This is a genomic window from Klebsiella sp. K4 (genome assembly GCF_014596785.2).
Taxonomy (GTDB): domain Bacteria; phylum Pseudomonadota; class Gammaproteobacteria; order Enterobacterales; family Enterobacteriaceae; genus Klebsiella; species Klebsiella pneumoniae.
Genome location: NZ_CP115021.1, coordinates 2,309,162 through 2,324,287, shown reverse-complemented (window position 1 = coordinate 2,324,287; position 15,126 = coordinate 2,309,162). Strand labels below are relative to the sequence as shown.

The 15,126-nt window shown below is 61.3% G+C and carries 14 protein-coding genes and 2 pseudogenes; 10 read left to right on the top strand and 6 right to left on the bottom strand.

Annotation, left to right across the window (positions count from 1 at the left end; translation table 11 throughout):
- Positions 1-137: 137 nt before the first annotated feature.
- Both IB144_RS11545 and IB144_RS11540 read left to right on the top strand, forming a co-directional pair.
- Entirely contained in the window at positions 138-665 is a 528-nt protein-coding gene (locus IB144_RS11545; RefSeq protein WP_002907918.1) for an anti-virulence regulator CigR family protein, read from the top strand.
- Between the two features lie 117 nt (positions 666-782).
- Positions 783-1,271, top strand: a complete 489-nt coding sequence (locus tag IB144_RS11540) for a DinB family protein (RefSeq protein WP_004175817.1) — start codon at positions 783-785, stop codon at positions 1,269-1,271.
- Between the two features lie 36 nt (positions 1,272-1,307).
- On the opposite strand, the pseudogene IB144_RS11535 reads toward IB144_RS11540, so the two are convergent.
- Positions 1,308-1,403: pseudogene (locus IB144_RS11535) on the bottom strand (transcriptional regulator); the annotation flags it as partial.
- A 13-nt stretch (positions 1,404-1,416) separates the two neighbouring features.
- Positions 1,417-2,936: pseudogene (locus IB144_RS11530) on the bottom strand (MFS transporter).
- Positions 2,937-3,052: 116 nt separating this feature from the next.
- On the opposite strand from IB144_RS11530, the gene IB144_RS11525 reads away from it, so the two are divergent.
- Positions 3,053-3,970 carry a LysR family transcriptional regulator gene (locus tag IB144_RS11525; protein ID WP_149358887.1) on the top strand — a complete coding sequence of 306 codons (918 nt, stop codon included), beginning with the start codon at positions 3,053-3,055 and terminating at the stop codon, positions 3,968-3,970.
- Positions 3,971-4,043: 73 nt separating this feature from the next.
- Here IB144_RS11525 and IB144_RS11520 read toward each other — a convergent pair whose 3' ends face one another.
- From IB144_RS11520 to IB144_RS11505, 4 genes are all read right to left on the bottom strand, one after another.
- Positions 4,044-5,033 (bottom strand): 2OG-Fe(II) oxygenase family protein, encoded by a 990-nt coding sequence (locus IB144_RS11520; RefSeq protein WP_004175808.1) that lies wholly within the window; start codon positions 5,031-5,033, stop codon positions 4,044-4,046.
- A 20-nt stretch (positions 5,034-5,053) separates the two neighbouring features.
- Positions 5,054-6,472, bottom strand: a complete 1,419-nt coding sequence (locus IB144_RS11515) for an amidohydrolase family protein (RefSeq protein ID WP_004210086.1) — start codon at positions 6,470-6,472, stop codon at positions 5,054-5,056.
- 11 nt (positions 6,473-6,483) lie between these two features.
- Positions 6,484-7,473, bottom strand: a complete 990-nt coding sequence (locus IB144_RS11510) for an ABC transporter substrate-binding protein (RefSeq protein ID WP_048289458.1) — start codon at positions 7,471-7,473, stop codon at positions 6,484-6,486.
- 294 nt (positions 7,474-7,767) lie between these two features.
- Positions 7,768-8,667 (bottom strand): LysR family transcriptional regulator, encoded by a 900-nt coding sequence (locus IB144_RS11505; RefSeq protein WP_002908057.1) that lies wholly within the window; start codon positions 8,665-8,667, stop codon positions 7,768-7,770.
- Between the two features lie 207 nt (positions 8,668-8,874).
- Between IB144_RS11505 and IB144_RS11500 the strand changes: the two genes are divergently transcribed.
- The 7 genes from IB144_RS11500 to IB144_RS11470 are packed head-to-tail and all read left to right on the top strand — an operon-like array spanning position 8,875 to position 15,112.
- A complete protein-coding gene (locus IB144_RS11500) occupies positions 8,875-9,843 on the top strand; it encodes a PDR/VanB family oxidoreductase (protein ID WP_048289459.1) in 969 nt (322 codons plus the stop codon).
- 11 nt (positions 9,844-9,854) lie between these two features.
- Positions 9,855-11,138: an amidohydrolase family protein gene (locus IB144_RS11495; protein WP_048289460.1), complete on the top strand. Its 1,284-nt coding sequence runs from the start codon at positions 9,855-9,857 to the stop codon at positions 11,136-11,138.
- On the top strand, positions 11,128-11,607 hold the full coding sequence (locus tag IB144_RS11490; protein WP_002908128.1) for a RidA family protein: 480 nt from the start codon (positions 11,128-11,130) through the stop codon (positions 11,605-11,607). The genes IB144_RS11495 and IB144_RS11490 overlap by 11 nt, the downstream gene beginning before the upstream one ends.
- Positions 11,604-12,485 (top strand): creatininase family protein, encoded by an 882-nt coding sequence (locus tag IB144_RS11485; protein WP_004151186.1) that lies wholly within the window; start codon positions 11,604-11,606, stop codon positions 12,483-12,485. The genes IB144_RS11490 and IB144_RS11485 overlap by 4 nt, the downstream gene beginning before the upstream one ends.
- A complete protein-coding gene (locus tag IB144_RS11480; RefSeq protein ID WP_002908130.1) occupies positions 12,485-13,468 on the top strand; it encodes an ABC transporter substrate-binding protein in 984 nt (327 codons plus the stop codon). Before IB144_RS11485 ends, IB144_RS11480 begins: the two co-directional genes overlap by 1 nt.
- On the top strand, positions 13,465-14,295 hold the full coding sequence (locus IB144_RS11475; protein ID WP_004180245.1) for an ABC transporter ATP-binding protein: 831 nt from the start codon (positions 13,465-13,467) through the stop codon (positions 14,293-14,295). The genes IB144_RS11480 and IB144_RS11475 overlap by 4 nt, the downstream gene beginning before the upstream one ends.
- 1 nt (position 14,296) lies before the next feature.
- Positions 14,297-15,112: an ABC transporter permease gene (locus IB144_RS11470; protein WP_002908134.1), complete on the top strand. Its 816-nt coding sequence runs from the start codon at positions 14,297-14,299 to the stop codon at positions 15,110-15,112.
- Positions 15,113-15,126 lie beyond the last annotated feature (14 nt).

Genomic DNA, 15,126 nt, shown 5'->3' with positions numbered 1-15,126 from the left:
ATTGCTCGTCCGCGTCCCGCTACCCTTTTCCCGCCGCTAATTAAATAAGGGCAAAAAAATAAGACAACATGAGATTGCCTGGGGTATAGCTTTATCTTATTTTTTAAGCGTGTACTCCCTGTTAAGGTATCAACATCATGCTTAAGCGTCGCACTCTCAAAACAGCACTGGCGGCGGTTATTTCTCTTGCCGTCATGGCCGCGCCAGCGTATGCCAACCCGGGTAATGGCAATGGCAACGGCGGTGGTAATCACGGGAACAGTGGTAACCATGGCAATAGCGGCAATCATGGTAACAACGGTAACAGTGGCGACCATGGCAATAAAGGGCAAAATAAAGGCCAGTCCACTGAAGATCACGGCAAACGGAAAAACTACGGCAAGCCCGACCACGTCGACAGCGATATTAGCTTCTCACGGGCGCGCTCCCTTGCCGTGAACTACGGTCTGGTCGGCTATCAGGCGCTGCCGCCGGGTATCGCCAAAAATGTCGCCCGCGGCAAACCGCTCCCTCCGGGGATCGCCAAAAAGACCCTGCCAGCTTCTATGATTAACGACCTGCCCTATTATCCGGGCTATGAATGGCGGGCGGTCGGCGATGATCTGGTGCTGGTGGCCCTGAGCACCGCGATCGTCACCGCCGTGATTAACGGTGTGTTTGACTAAATCACCTGCTTATTGAAAAGCCTCGCCTCGGCGAGGCTTTTTTGTGCCTGATGCCGGTGAGTGACGGCTCACCGGCATAACCAGTATGATAACGGTTCAACCAACCCGGGACCGACTATGGACAAAGACACAGTAGTAACGCTGTTGAAATACAAGCGCTGGATTGACCTTGCCACCTTACAGGCGATCCGCGCGATTGACGGAACGGTACATGGCGAAAAGCGTCACCTGACCATCAGGCTGATGAACCATATCCATGTCGTTGATATGATTTTCCGGGCGAATCTGCGCGGCAGGCCGCACGGCTACACCGCGCTGAATACCCCTGAGACGCCAACCGTTGATGAGCTGGAAACGGCCATGACCGCCTGTACGGACGAATACATTCAGTACGTCAGCGCCATGACCCCCGCCGATTTCCACGAACGTATCGCCTTCAAATTTGTCGACGGCGGCGACGGCAATATGACCGCGATGGAGATGCTGAACCACATGCTCTTTCACGGCGCCTATCACCGCGGCGCGGTGGGCTGGATGATTGGCGAATGCGGCGGCGTGCCGCCGAAAGAGGTGCTGACCGTTTTCCTGCGCGACCATCATTCCTGACCGAGCGAAACCATTCGCCGTCGATTACGCGGAGAATCAGCAGGAGCTCTGCCTGATGTCGAGTATGGATTTTCTGGTACAGGGCGCTAAGGTGGGTTCCGATCGTGGCGATAGATACGCCCAGCTGTAAGGCTATCAAGGGGGTTCAGGATCCACTGTCGCGGGTTTGGATAGCGCCCCCCTTCCGGCATAGCGTCAGCCAGATCATCAGGGCGCACAGCAGGGTGACGACCGCCAGCCCGCTAAACAGTAGCGTATAAGCAGAGTCATAGCTCTCGCGCAGCACCCGGAGGGAAAAATCAGGCAAAAGCGCAGCCGCCTGCGGCATATTGCCGGCCCCCAGCCAGCCTGCGGCGCGGTGAATCACCTCGGGGGCATACCCGTGAACGCGACTCTGCAGGGTCAGGGTATTGCTTGCCGTTAATACCGCGGAGACGACCGCCAGGGCGATCCCCTCGCCGGCAACGCGTACGGTGTTGAACAGGCCTGCCGCCATACCGGCTTAGCGGATATCGCCAGGCCATCCATCAGTCCCCAGGGAAGCGCCGCCCCCGCCCCACAGAGGATCAGCGCCAGCACCAGCTGCGGGAGGTGGTTACTGTGAAAAGCATCGCCCAGCAACAACAACCCGACGGAGGCCATCATCAGTCCCGCCGTGGACACCTGCCCCGGTGAAAACCAGCGGGTGAGCAGGGCCGCAACGGATGGGAAAACCAGCATCGGCGTGGTCAGCGCCATCAGATACAGTGCGCTCTGCGACTCACTCATCCCCTCTCCGCCCATAAAATGCAGTGGAACAATAATCAGCAGGACCACGTAGCAACAGCAGGTGGCGACAGGCAACAACAGTACGCCGACAAAACGCGGATGACGCAGCAGGGAGAGTTCCAGCACCGGGTTGTTCACCCTCCGGCAGCGTACGACAAAGGCCACGAACAGCCCCCCCGACGCGATGAGCAAGGCCAGCGTGGTCAGGGATAAAAAACCGCGGGCCGGAATAACCATAAGCGATGCAGTAAACAGCATCAGGGCCAGCGTAAACAGGGTTAAGCCCAGGTTGTCGGGTGGCCGCGGCTCGCTTTTTTCTGTCGCAGGCAGAGATACCAGGCCTATAAGCAGAACCCCTGCCGAGAGCAGCGCAAACAGGGCGTATACGCCGCGCCAGCCCACCGCGTCGATCATGAAGCCGATCAGCAGCGGACCGAACGCCAGGCCAATGCCGAACACCGTGCCGAGGATGCTGAATGCCCGAGTCCGCTGGGCGCCATCATACAGCTGGGCCAGCGCCGCACTGCCGCTGGCTAAAATCATCGCCGCGGCCAGGCCCTGCAGCGCCCTCAACACGCCTGACAGGAAGAGATTGTGCGTCAGACAAAACAGCAGGCTGCTCAGGCAAAACAGCGCGGCGCCGGCGATAAAAATACGTTTTCTGTCGATGGCATCCGCCGTCACCCCTGCGGCCAGCAAAAAGCTGCCGAAAGTCAGCATAAAGCCATTGGTCAGCCACGACAGCGCAGCGGGAGAGCCGCCCAGCGACTGCTGTATCGCGGGGGTGGTCATGACGCCGCCGGTAAAACTTAACGGCAGCAGCAAGGCCGCCATAAAGACAGAAAGCGCGGCCAGGGCGCTGGCGTATCGGGAAGGTGTTCTGTCGGGGAGTAACATCGGGCGGCCCTCATCAGTCGGCAAGGAATAAATAAACTGTCGCCATCCTATTGCGGATGTTCTTGCCGATAAATAGACTGAAAATATCTTCTTAAGAGACATAAGGTTTATAATCGATGGACAGCCTTACCTCGTTGACGTCCTTTGTCCGCACCGCCGAAAGGCTAAGCTTTGTTCAGGCCGCCAGGCTGCTGGGCATATCTGCCTCGGCGGTAGGTAAGAATGTCGCCCGGCTGGAGCATAAACTGGGGGTCCGGCTGTTCAACCGCAGCACCAGAAACGTCAGCCTGACGGCGGAGGGGGCCGCATTTCTGACCCGCTGTCAGAGTATCCTGGAGCAGATCCAGGAGGCCGAGTCAGAGCTGACCAGCAGTCTCTCACAGCCCACCGGCAAACTGAGGATTTCACTGCCCGTCATTGGCTACCGCCTGTTGCTCCCCGCCCTCACCGCCTTTAGCCGTCTTTATCCGCAGGTTGAACTGGATCTCGACTTTAGCGACCGGCTGGTCAATCTGATCGATGAGGGAGTTGATGTCGCTATCCGCAGCGGTGAATTAGCGGACTCCCGCTTGATCGCCAGAACGCTGGGAGGCTTTCGTTTTGTGCTCTGTGCCAGCCCGGCCTATCTGGCGGAATACGGCGCCCCCGACTCGCCAGCGGAATTGGCGGCGCACAAGTGCATTTTTTTCCGCTTCCCCGCGACGGGGCTGATCCAGCCCTGGGAACTGCGCGGTATGCGACTGACGGGAGATTTCAGGGCCGCTGCCGTGATGACGGTCAATAACATTGAGGCCGCCATTCGCTTAAGCGCGGCGGGGATGGGCATCGCTTATGTGCCTGATTTTGTCGTGCGCGAGGCAATGGATGAGGGACAACTGCAGGAGGTGTTGCCCGGCTGTTGCGTCAAGGATGGGCATTTCTCGGTCCTGTGGCCCGCCAGCCGCTATCTGTCACCGCGAATACGCTGTTTTATCGATTTTATGGCTGCGGCAGAGATACCCTTGTCACCCGCATCGGCAAGCCCTACCACCTGAAAAGCTCAGCGGCGGAGATCCTGCCGCCCGGCCAGCGAAAGCCGGCGGCAGGTATACCACGCAAGGGAGCATCTTACCCTTTGGCAAAATTGGCCTGGATCCGCTGCTGCAGATAATCCTCGGCGCTGATGGGCGGGTACTTCCTCTGCGGCCCGAGGATCTCGACATCTTTATTGGCCTGGCAGAAAAACGCCAGGCTGTAGCGCGGCCCCTGATATTCGTGGGGCAGCGGATTTCTCACCCGATGGAAGTTAGACGGCAGCTGGTCGTCGCTCCAGCGCATCAGCATATCGCCGATATTGCAGGTGATCACCTCCTCCCGCGGCTCAATGCTGGTCCACTGCTGGCTTTCGCGGTCTTTACCGGGACAAACCTGCAGGCCGCCCTGGCCGGGGCGCTGGAACAGCAGCGTCAGACAGTCAAAATCGGTGTGCGCGCCGGCCCGCCACATCCCCTGCTGCGACTGCTCGGTTGCATAGTAATGCAGCATGCGCAAGGTGCTCTGATAGGTGTCACGCTGCGGATCGTGCGCGGTGGTGAAAAACGATTCCGGAAAACCGAGCTTCAAAGCAAAGCAGGAGAGGATCTTCATCCCCAGCTGCCAGCACTGCGACTCAAACCCGAGCATTGTCTGCTGGAATGCTGGCAACTCCCGATCGCTGGGCCAGCGCCCGGCCATCAGAGGCCGGGTTATCTGATACGACTCTTTTTGATCCGGGGTGCGGGTCGACGGCCGAACCTGCGCTTTGCTTTCCCAGCCGGCGTTGCCGGCCAGCGGATACTGGCGCTTCACCTCGTCGGGCAGGTCGAAAAACGCCTCGGTCATGCTGAACGCCTGGCGGATATCCGCCAGCGGAATACCGTGATGGCTGACCTGGAAGAAGCCAATCTCTACCGCCGCCTCCCACAGTTGTTCGGCAATGTCATTTTTTCTTGCGGCAAAGTTCGACAGGTCGATACAGCGCACTTCGCGGGCGAAGGTCTCTTCGCCCTCGGCGCCCATCAGCGCCTCTTTTTCCAGTTCCTGTAAGGCGTAGCGTTGATTCTGGGTGGTTGCGTTCATCGTCATTATCCTGTTATCAGTTACACAGCGGCGCGCTGTTGGAGGGTACGGACGGCCGCCAGCGCGTCGTGACGCATCGCGTCAAGGTCGAGACCGGGAATGGCGTCGTCTTCCACGATGGGGCGGCCATTGAGCAGTAGCGCCTTCAGCGCGGCGCGCCCACCGCAGGCCACCGGCCCAATGGCCATATCGTGCAGGCCGAAGTAGCGCGGATCGTCCAGCCGGTAAATGGCAAGGTCCGCCTGCATGCCGACCTGCAGGGTGCCGCTCTGCGCTAAGCCGAGGATCTGCGCCCCGCCGGCGCTGCCCCAGCGCACTACATCCTCCACCGTGGCCGCATCGGCCCCACCCTCAAAGGTGCCCCCGGCGTAGCGCGGCTGCGCCAGCATCCCCTTGCGCGCGCGCTGCAGCAGCCATGCGGCATGGGCTTCGCTTTGCATATCCGCCGCTTCATTCGAGGCGGCGCCGTCCACCCCCAGCGAGACCGGGACCCCGGCCTGCTCTAACGCCAGCAGATCGGCGATGCCGCTGCCCAGCCGGCCGTTGCTTTGCGGGCAGTGGGCGATGCCGGTTCCGGTACGGCCCAGCAGGGCAATCTCCTCCGGCAGCAGCTTCACCAGATGGGCAAACCACACGTCATTTCCCAGCCAGTCGTGTTCCGCGCAGAACTGCACCGGCGTCATGGCGAATTTCTGCCGCGCGGCGTCGAGATAATCGACGGTTTCCGATAAATGGCTGTGCAACCGGATCCCCAGCTGGCGGGCCAGCTTCGCCATCTCCCGCAGCTGGGCGCCCGGCGCGGAGTGCAGGACGGTAGTGGGCGCCATCACCACCCGGCGCAGAGACTCGGGCCGGGGGTCGTGATAGCGGCTGACCAGCCGTTCGACATCCGCCATATAGCCGTCGAAGGTTTCCGGACGCAGCGCCACCGGCAGATCCTGTTCCACCGCCCGGCCCTGGGTCGCCCCACCCCGGCACAGGACGATGCGCATCCCCAGCGCTTCCCCTTCGCTGAAGACAATCTCCGAGGTATCGAAAGGCATATCCGGCCAGTACAGGTAGTTGTGATCCGCCACGCTGGCGCAGCCCGAGCGCAGAAGCTCCACCAGGCCAATGCGCACCGCCAGACGAAAGGTATGTTCATCGAAAGCCGCGCGAAAGCGGTACGGCGTGGCGCTCAGCCAGGCCGTCAGGCTCTGGTTCAGCCCCTGCGGCTCGCCCTTCAGCAGCGACTGAAAAAGATGGTGGTGCGTGTTCACCCACGCCGGATAGATCACGCAGTCGCGGGCATCGATCTGTCGCTCTTCCGGCAGCGGCGTCAGGCTGCCGATGGCGGCAATCTTGCCGTCGCGGATGCGAATATCCGGCCCGGCCAGCCGCGCCGCCTCTCCGGGCAGACCGCTGAGGATGGCATGGGCATTTTTAATCATTAATGACATGGCGTCGCTCCTCAGGGTTTAACCTGCATGGCCTGAACAAATTCGGTGGTGTAGGCCTGTTTCCAGTCGGTGGCCGCCGCCAGCAGACCGGCGCTGACCATAAAGTCGCGGGTCTTCTGCCAGCGCGCGTCGGTCATCGTCCCCCAGCCCTGGCTGGCGGCATCCCCGCCGTCGATCAGGTGATGCTCACGGATCTGGGTCACGCCCCAGGCGAGCAGATCGTCGGTCATTTTCGGGTTGTCCTGCTTAATCAACGCATTGCCCGGCGCCGGATCCTTGAGATAGCTCACCCAACCCTCCATTGAGGCGCGGACAAACTTCGCCATCGCCGCTTTACGCTCGGCAATGGTATCCGGGCGGGCGATAAGAATGCCGCCGTAGGGGGGATAGCCGTGCTCGGAAAAGAGGAAGAAGTTCGCCTTCACTCCGGCCTTCTGCACCTGGAACACCTCGGAGCTGACATAGGCCTGCTGGGCGACAGCGTCATCGACGACAAAGGGTTGAATATTGAAGGTATAGGGGCGAACCTGCGCGTCGCTCAGCTGGTATTGCGCCTTCAGCCACGGCCACCACGTCGCCTGACCGGAGCTGGAGACCAGCAGGGTTTTGTCTTTCAGCCCCTGCAGGGAGATGACATCGGCATGGGTCAGCAGCCCCTGGGGATCGTACTGAAAGGGCGCGGCAATGGCTTTTGCCTGGAAGCCGCGCTGAATGCCTTCCAGCAGCTGCAGGTCGTAACCGATGATCACATCGGCCCGCTTCGACAACAGCAACTGCATGCCGTTGACCTGCGGTCCGCCGGAGCGGATCTCGACGTCGAGACCGTATTTTTTGTACAGCCCGGTGGCCTGGGCCTGATAATACCCCCCCTGTTCCGCCTGGGCGTACCAGGAGGTCAGCAGAACGATTTTCTCCTCGGCCTGAACGGCCAGCGAGACACTGCCGAGAGCCATCAGGCCCAGCCAGCGTATGCCCCGGGGAAGGCGTGCGCCTGTTTTCATATCCCTCTCCTCTTTACGCCGGGAGGGGGAGCGAGCGAATGTGGCTCAGCCTCCCATCCCGGTCAACATTGAACCGCGACATGGTGACTGAGCAATGTCCCGTATGGATAACCCGTACTGACCGCTTCTACTCACACTCAGCTATACAAAAACAATGCCAGATTTTATCGCCCGCGAGCGGCCGCGAGAAATCGCCTGCGCCGCCGCCCTTGGGCATGCAACCTTTGATTCATGCCCACAAGAAACGCACCATAATGGTGCGCTAATGAATGATTTTAGTGCCTGCCCGACATTTCACAGCTGGCTGAAGAGCATCTCCAGCTGGTTCAGCATCATCGAGGCGGCAAGGGAAAGCTGGCGGGCGGGCGAGACGCACAGCGCCAGGGTGAAAGGCTTAAGCTGCGGATCGGTTAGCGGCACAAACGCCAACTGGCCGGACTCAATCTCATCGAGAATATCCAGCCGGCACAGAATGCCGATGCCCATCTGCTCTTTGATCAGGGTGCGGATCATGTGAATGTTATTCGATACCGCCACCTCCTTTACCTCGTTGCCGCTGATGTTCACCAGCGCCTCCACCGGCTCGCTGATCATCAATGGGGCGGACGGCAGGATAAAGGGGTAGTCGAGGCACTGACTAAAGCGCACCGCGCTGCGGCTGGCCAGCGGATGGCCGGTGGGCACCACAATCCCCATATTCATCTCGGCAAACGCCCGCACCTGCAGTTCACGAGAGGTCTGGGGATTGAGCATGATGCCGAAATCCGCCTCGCCGGAGATCAGCGCCTGCTGGATGTGGATATTGTTGATGGTGGTCAATGTAAAAGAGATGTTGGGATAATGTTTATGCACCTCTTTGAGCATCGTCGAAAAGAAATGCCGGTTAATGGCATCGATGGTGGCGATGCGCACATGCCCCCGCCGCAACCCGCGCAGATCGTCCAGCTGCTCACAGACCCGGGTAAAGTCCTTTTTCCAGTTATTGGCCGCGTGCAGGAGCAGCTCCCCGGCGGCGGTCAGCCTCAGCCCGGTGGGATGGCGCTCGAAGAGCGGCATCGCCAGCTCCTGTTCCACGCGCAAAATCTGACGGTCGATGGAAGACGCCGACACATGCAGCGCCTCTGACGCTTTACGAAACGATCCCTGACGGGCCACTTCGGTGAAATAGAGCAGAAATCGGGAGAAGGCAAACATGGTTTGGGTGCTCTCTTTTTTGCAACGGGTTGTGCGAATCAAAGCTCTGGACGCAACAGTTTTATCACAATACCGTAGCATTCATAGCGGAGAAACGATCGTTTCACCCATTTTCTTGCACGCCGGACAGTTCACCGCGAAGGGGAGTTATCTCTTCGCCGCCCCTGGCCGCCCTGCAGACAGCGGAGTGAGGGAGAGTAAACGGTAATGCACAGCCACGATCTTATTTCGGTCTCGGTCGGGGAAATACGCCCCAATGGACAGGGAAATCTATCATTAATATTGCAGGCGGCGGCCGGGGAAATATTACCGGCCTACTCCGCCGGGGCGCATATCGATATTATTATTCCCGGCGTCGGTCCGCGGCAGTATTCCCTGTGCGGCACGCCTGACCGCAGTAATACTTATGAAATTTGCGTCAGGCTGACTGATGCTTCCACCGGCGGCTCACGCTATTTGCACCAGCAGCTCAAAGCCGGCGATCGGCTCGCCATTTCGCCGCCGCGCAACCATTTTCCCCTGCCGCAGGCCGGGCGCTACCTGCTGTTTGCCGGCGGTATCGGCATCACGCCTTTGCTGGCGATGGCTGAAGCGATTGCCGCCAGAAAGGGGGCGCTGGAGCTGCATTATTATGTCGCCAGTTCGCGCCAGACCGCCTTCTCCCCGCGCCTGAACCAGCTGACTGCGAACGGCACGGTGGCCATTCACTGCAGCGAGGAAGGCGCGTCGCTTCGCCAGCGGGTCCCCGAATGCTTAACTGTGCCCCACCCTGATACCGCAGTAATAGCCTGCGGCCCGGAGGGTTTTATTCAGAGACTGCGGTCGGTCATGGAGGAATATCGCTGGTCGCCGTCGCAGTTCGTATTCGAGCGTTTTACTCCCGCGGCGGAAAATAATACTGCGGCGAAAAATGCGTTTTATATTGAGCTGGCCTCCAGCGGGCAGCGCCTGCAGGTGGCCGCGGATCAAACCATTGCTCAGGTATTACAGCACGCCGGGGTGGAGGTAATGCTCTCCTGCGAACAGGGAATGTGCGGCTCCTGTATTACCGGGGTCCTCGACGGGATCCCCGAGCACCGGGACAGCGTGCTGACGGCGGAAGAGAAAGCCGACAACGACCAGATCACGCTCTGCTGTTCGCGGGCGAAATCCCCGCTTCTGGTTTTGGATCTGTGAGGAGACTGACGATGACGCTCCCCTCCTCTTGCGCGCCGCTCGTCGGGATCAGCCGCGCCCGACTCCCGGCCTGGGCGCTGCCCGACGGCTGGCCGACGCAGGCCAACGGTGAACCGCTGCTGGCGGACCTGGCCTTTCGCGACGGCCGGATCGCCGCGCTGACCCCAACCGACCAGCCGACTCCCGGCCTGTGGGACCTGGCGGGAGCCCTGACGCTCCCCGGCCTGGTGGAACCCCATGCCCATCTGGACAAGACATTCACCATTGAACGCTGCCGTCCAGCGCAGGCCGGGCTGCTGGCGGCAATCCACGCCATGCACGAGGATCGCCGACACTGGTCCAGGGCGGATATTCAACGCCGAGCGTCCACCGCGCTGGCCCGGGCGGCAGCGAATGGCGTGACCCATTTGCGCAGCCATATCGACTGGTTTACCGCCGACGCGCCGGACGCCTGGCAGGAGATCGCCCGCCTCGATACCGGCGGCATCACCCTGGAGCGGGTGGCGCTGGTCCCGCTGCCCCTGTTTCAGGATCCGGTGGAAGCCGAGGCCATTGCCCGCGCGGTCGCCAACAGCGGGGAGCGCTGCCTGCTGGGCGGCTTCATCCACTCCTCCAACTGGGACGCCGCCGCCATGGAAAATCTGCTGTGCAGCGCGGCCCGCTGGGATCTGGATCTGGATTTGCATATTGATGAGGAGCTCAGCGAAGTGTCTCAGGGGCTGACCTGGCTGGCGGATCATCTCTCCCGCCACCCTTTTCCCGGGCATATCTGCTGCAGCCACGGCTGCGCGCTGGCCGCCGGCAGCGACGAACAGGCGGCGCCGATCCTGCGCCAGCTGGCGGCGCACGGCGTCACCCTTATCGCTCTGCCGATGACCAACCTGCTACTGCAGGATGCGACGTTCGGCCGCACGCCGCGCCAGCGGGGGATCACTCTGCTGCACGAGGCGCAGGCCGCCGGCGTGGCCACCCTGCTCGGCTGCGACAACGTGCAGGATGCCTTCTGCCCGGCGGGGAGCTACGACCCGCTGGACACCCTGGCCTGCGGTCTGTTCGGCGCTCAGCTCAGCGACCTGTTCGACCAGCAGTCGCGGCTGATCTGCGATCGCGCGGCGCTAACCGGTTCGCCGGCAGACGCGGCGCCCTTTGCCGTCGGGGCGGCGGCCAGCGTGGTGATTTTCCCGGGTAGCGACCGTTTTACCTGGCCTTTAAACAGCGCCGCCCGTCTGGTGGTTAACCACGGCAGGTTAACCCACCGACGCGTGTGGCAGGAGGAGATGGCACATGAGTCTTGAAGCAGGCGCCGGGGCGCCGCTGGCGCGGTATGCTGCCTGGCGCAGAGCCGGCGATTTTATCTTTCTCTCCGGCATTATTCCGGTCAATCCCCTGACCGGCACCATCGTCAACGGCTTTCAGGATGTACCTGAGCCGGTGCGGGAGCTGCTGGGGGCGACCGGCGAATTTTCAACCGATGCGAAACAGGGCCCGATCCTCGCCCAGAGCTGGTACGTCCTGGAGAGCATCCGCCGCACCGTGGCGTCCGCGGGAGGGCAAATGAGCGACGTTATCAAACTGGTGCAGTACTTTCGCAACCTTGACCATTTTCCCTATTACAGCCGGGTCAGGAAGCTGTTTTACCCCGACCAGCCGCCCGTTTCCACCGTGGTGCAGGTCAGCGAAATGCTGCCCGACGCCACGGTACTGATTGAAGTCGAAGCGACCGTCTGGTTACCCCCGTCATTTAACTCCGAGGCACCGCGATGATTAACGGTTACATTCCTGCCGCGCGCTTTCTTCCTTTTCTGAGCTGGACGGACGTGGCCGCCCTGCCGGATAAAAGCAATACGGTTATCGTCCTCCCCACCGGGGCGATCGAACAGCACGGCCCGCATCTGCCCTGCTCGGTGGACAGCGTGATATCTTCCGGCGTGGCGGGCCATGCCCTCGCCAGGCTGCCGGCGACGATCCCGGCCTACGCCATTCCGCCGATCGTCTACGGTAAGTCCGAGGAGCATCTGCATTTTCCCGGCACCCTGACCCTTAGCGGCGATACGCTGCTGCATACCCTGCTGGAGATCGCCGAATCTCTCTATCGGGCCGGTTTTCGCAAGCTGCTGATGATCAACGGCCACGGCGGCCAGCCGCAGATCCTGCAGATCGCCTGCCGGGAAATGCGCCTGCGCCACGGGGATTTCATCGCCATCCCCCACGACGTGTTCAACGTGCCCAACTGCGAAAAACAGTTTCTCAGCCCGCATGAACAGCGGATGGCGATGCACGCCGGGCATAGCGAAACGGCGCTGATGCTGGCGCTGGCGCCGGAGTGCGTCCATATGGAACGGGCCGTCGCTAATTTCCCCCCGGAATTCCCCTGCCCAACCCTGTCGAAAGGCCGTCCGGCGGCGGCGTGGGCGTCGTATGACTTTGGCCCCAGCGGGGTGATTGGCGACCCGACCCCGGCGACGCGGGAGCAAGGCGAAGGGCTTCTCGACTCCCTCGCCGCCAGCTGGGCGCAGGCGATCATCGAGATCCACCGCATGGCCTGGGTCGAACGTCGCGAACCGACCTGGGGCAAACAGCACTGGCACGGCTTTGTGCAGTCCCTACCACCTTCTTTCGCTGCTGAATCCAGGGAGCCCTGATGAATACCAGATTGACGCCCGTTTTTACCCTGCTGACCGTGGCCGCCCTCGCGACCTCAGCCTCCTGCTTCGCGGCGGAGAAGTTTACCTTTCTCACCAACTGGTATGCCCAGGCCGAACACGGCGGGTTTTACCAGGCCCAGGCCACCGGGCTGTATCAACACGCCGGTCTCGATGTCGAAATTAAAATGGGCGGCCCGCAGATCAACGTCATGCAGCTGATGGCGGCCGGTCAGGCGGACTGCACCCTCGGCGACAACGGCCAGGCGCTGGAGACCTGGCAGGCCGGGGTGCACGCGGTGACCGTCGCCACCGTGTTCCAGCACTCGCCGACGGTGTTTATCACCCATGACAAGGTGGAGAACCCGGCGGAACTTAAAGACAAAACCTTCCTGCTCGCCACCGAGGCCTATACCTCCTTCTGGCCGTGGGCGAAAAGCGAGCTGGGTCTGGCTGGCAGCAAAGTGCGCCCCTATACCTTTAACGTTCAGCCGTTCCTCGCCGATAAAAACCTGGTGCAGCAGGGCTACGTGACCTCTGAGCCGTTCTCCGTCGCTAAAGGCGGGCAGCCGTTCTATGTCTATCCGCTCAGCGACTGGGGCTACCCGCCCTACGGCAACTCGATTATCTGTATGGCCGACACCATCCGCAAACGTCCGGCGGCGGTGGCGGCCTTCGTCAAAGCCTCCATGGAAGGCTGGAAAAGCTACCTGCAGGATCCCGCCCCCGGCAACAGCCTGATCGGTAAAGCAAATCCGCAAATGGGCGCCGAGCAGATCGCCTTTGGCATTGCCCAGATGAAGCAGTACCAGCTGGTGACCGGCGGCGATGCTAAGACCGGCGGCATCGGCATCATCACCGAGCCGCGGCTGAAGAAAACCTGGGACATGCTGGTGAAAAACAAACTGATCGACGCCAGCAAGGTGCCGTTTGAGCAGACTTACACCCTGGAGATGGTCAAAGACGCCGGAGTGATGCCATGAATACCGCCCCGAAACTGACCGTGATGAGCGATACCCGCTTTATACCCGCCGCTGCCACCCCGGCCATCGAGGTGCTGTCGGCGGAGAAAATCTACAGCAACGGCACCCGGGCGCTGCTGCCCGTCAACCTGACCATCAATCAGGGGGAGTTTATTACCCTGCTCGGCCCGTCCGGCTGCGGTAAAAGCACCCTGCTGAAGATGGTCGCCGGCCTGGTGGAGCCCAGCGACGGCAAGCTGATGCTGTGGCGGCGCGACAGTCGGGAAAAGGCCCAGCATCCGCTGTCGTTCGTCTTCCAGGAAGCCACCCTGATGCCGTGGAGCAGCGTGCGCAATAACGTCAGGCTGCCGCTGGATCTGGCCGGCGTGCCGCGGGCGGAGGGAAATACCCGGGTGAGTGAAGTCCTTGAGCTGGTGGGCCTCGGCAAGTTCGCCGACGTCCTGCCGCGCGAACTCTCCGGCGGCATGCAAATGCGCGTCTCCATCGCCCGCGGCCTGGTCACCCGACCAAAGCTGCTGCTGATGGATGAGCCCTTCGGCGCGCTGGATGAAATTACGCGTAACAAACTCGACAGCGACCTGCTGCGTCTCTGGCAGGAGCAAAACCTGACGGTAGTGTTCGTCACCCACTCGATCCACGAAGCGGTGTTTCTCTCCCAGCGGGTGATCATGATGGCGGCCCGTCCCGGACGGGTGGTCGAAGATATCCCCATCCGCGAGCCGTTCCCGCGCAGCGAGGCGTTCCGCGTCAGCCCGGCCTTTTCCCTGTATGCCCGTCAGCTGCAGGACAGTCTGTTGCAGGCCAGCCAGTCCGGTATGGAGTCATAATATGAAAAATACAACCGCAACGCCGTGGATCCAGCATCCGCGTTTTCTCAAAATTCTCTATCCGACCCTCGTCGCGGTGGCGATGGTGCTCCTGTGGCAGGGCGCGGTGAGCTATTTCCGTATCCCGGCCTTTCTGGTGCCGTCGCCGCTGGTGATGCTGGAAAGCCTGTGGACGCATCTCACGCCGCTGCTGCTGGCGCTGCTGTTCACCCTCAAGATCACCCTGATCTCGTTTCTACTGTCGATTGTCATCGGCGCCGCGGTGGCGTTTATCCTAGTGCAGAACCGCTTTGTGGAAACCGCCCTGTTTCCCTACATCGTGTTTTTGCAGGTGACGCCGATCGTCGCCATCGCCCCGCTGATCATCATCTGGGTGAAGGATGCCACGCTCTCGCTGGTGGTGTGCGCCACCCTGATGGCGGTGTTTCCCATCATCTCCAATACCACTCAGGGACTGCGCAGCGTCTCCCCCGGCCTGCTGAGCTATTTTCGCCTCAATCACGCCAGCCGCTGGCAAACGCTGGTGCGGCTGCGTATCCCCTCGGCGCTGCCCTATTTCTTCGGCGCGCTGCGTATTTCCAGTGGGCTGTCGCTGATTGGCGCGGTGGTGGCGGAGTTTGTCGCCGGGACCGGCGGGACCAATACCGGACTGGCCTATCAGATCCTGCAGGCCGGCTACCAGCTGGATATCCCGCTGATGTTTGCCGCGCTGCTGCTTATCTCTCTCGCCGGTATCGCGCTGTTTGGCGTGATGTCCTGGGTCTCGCGCCGGGCGCTCAGCGCCTGGCATGAAAGCGAAGCCGTGCAATCTCATTAATGTTCTGCTGACGA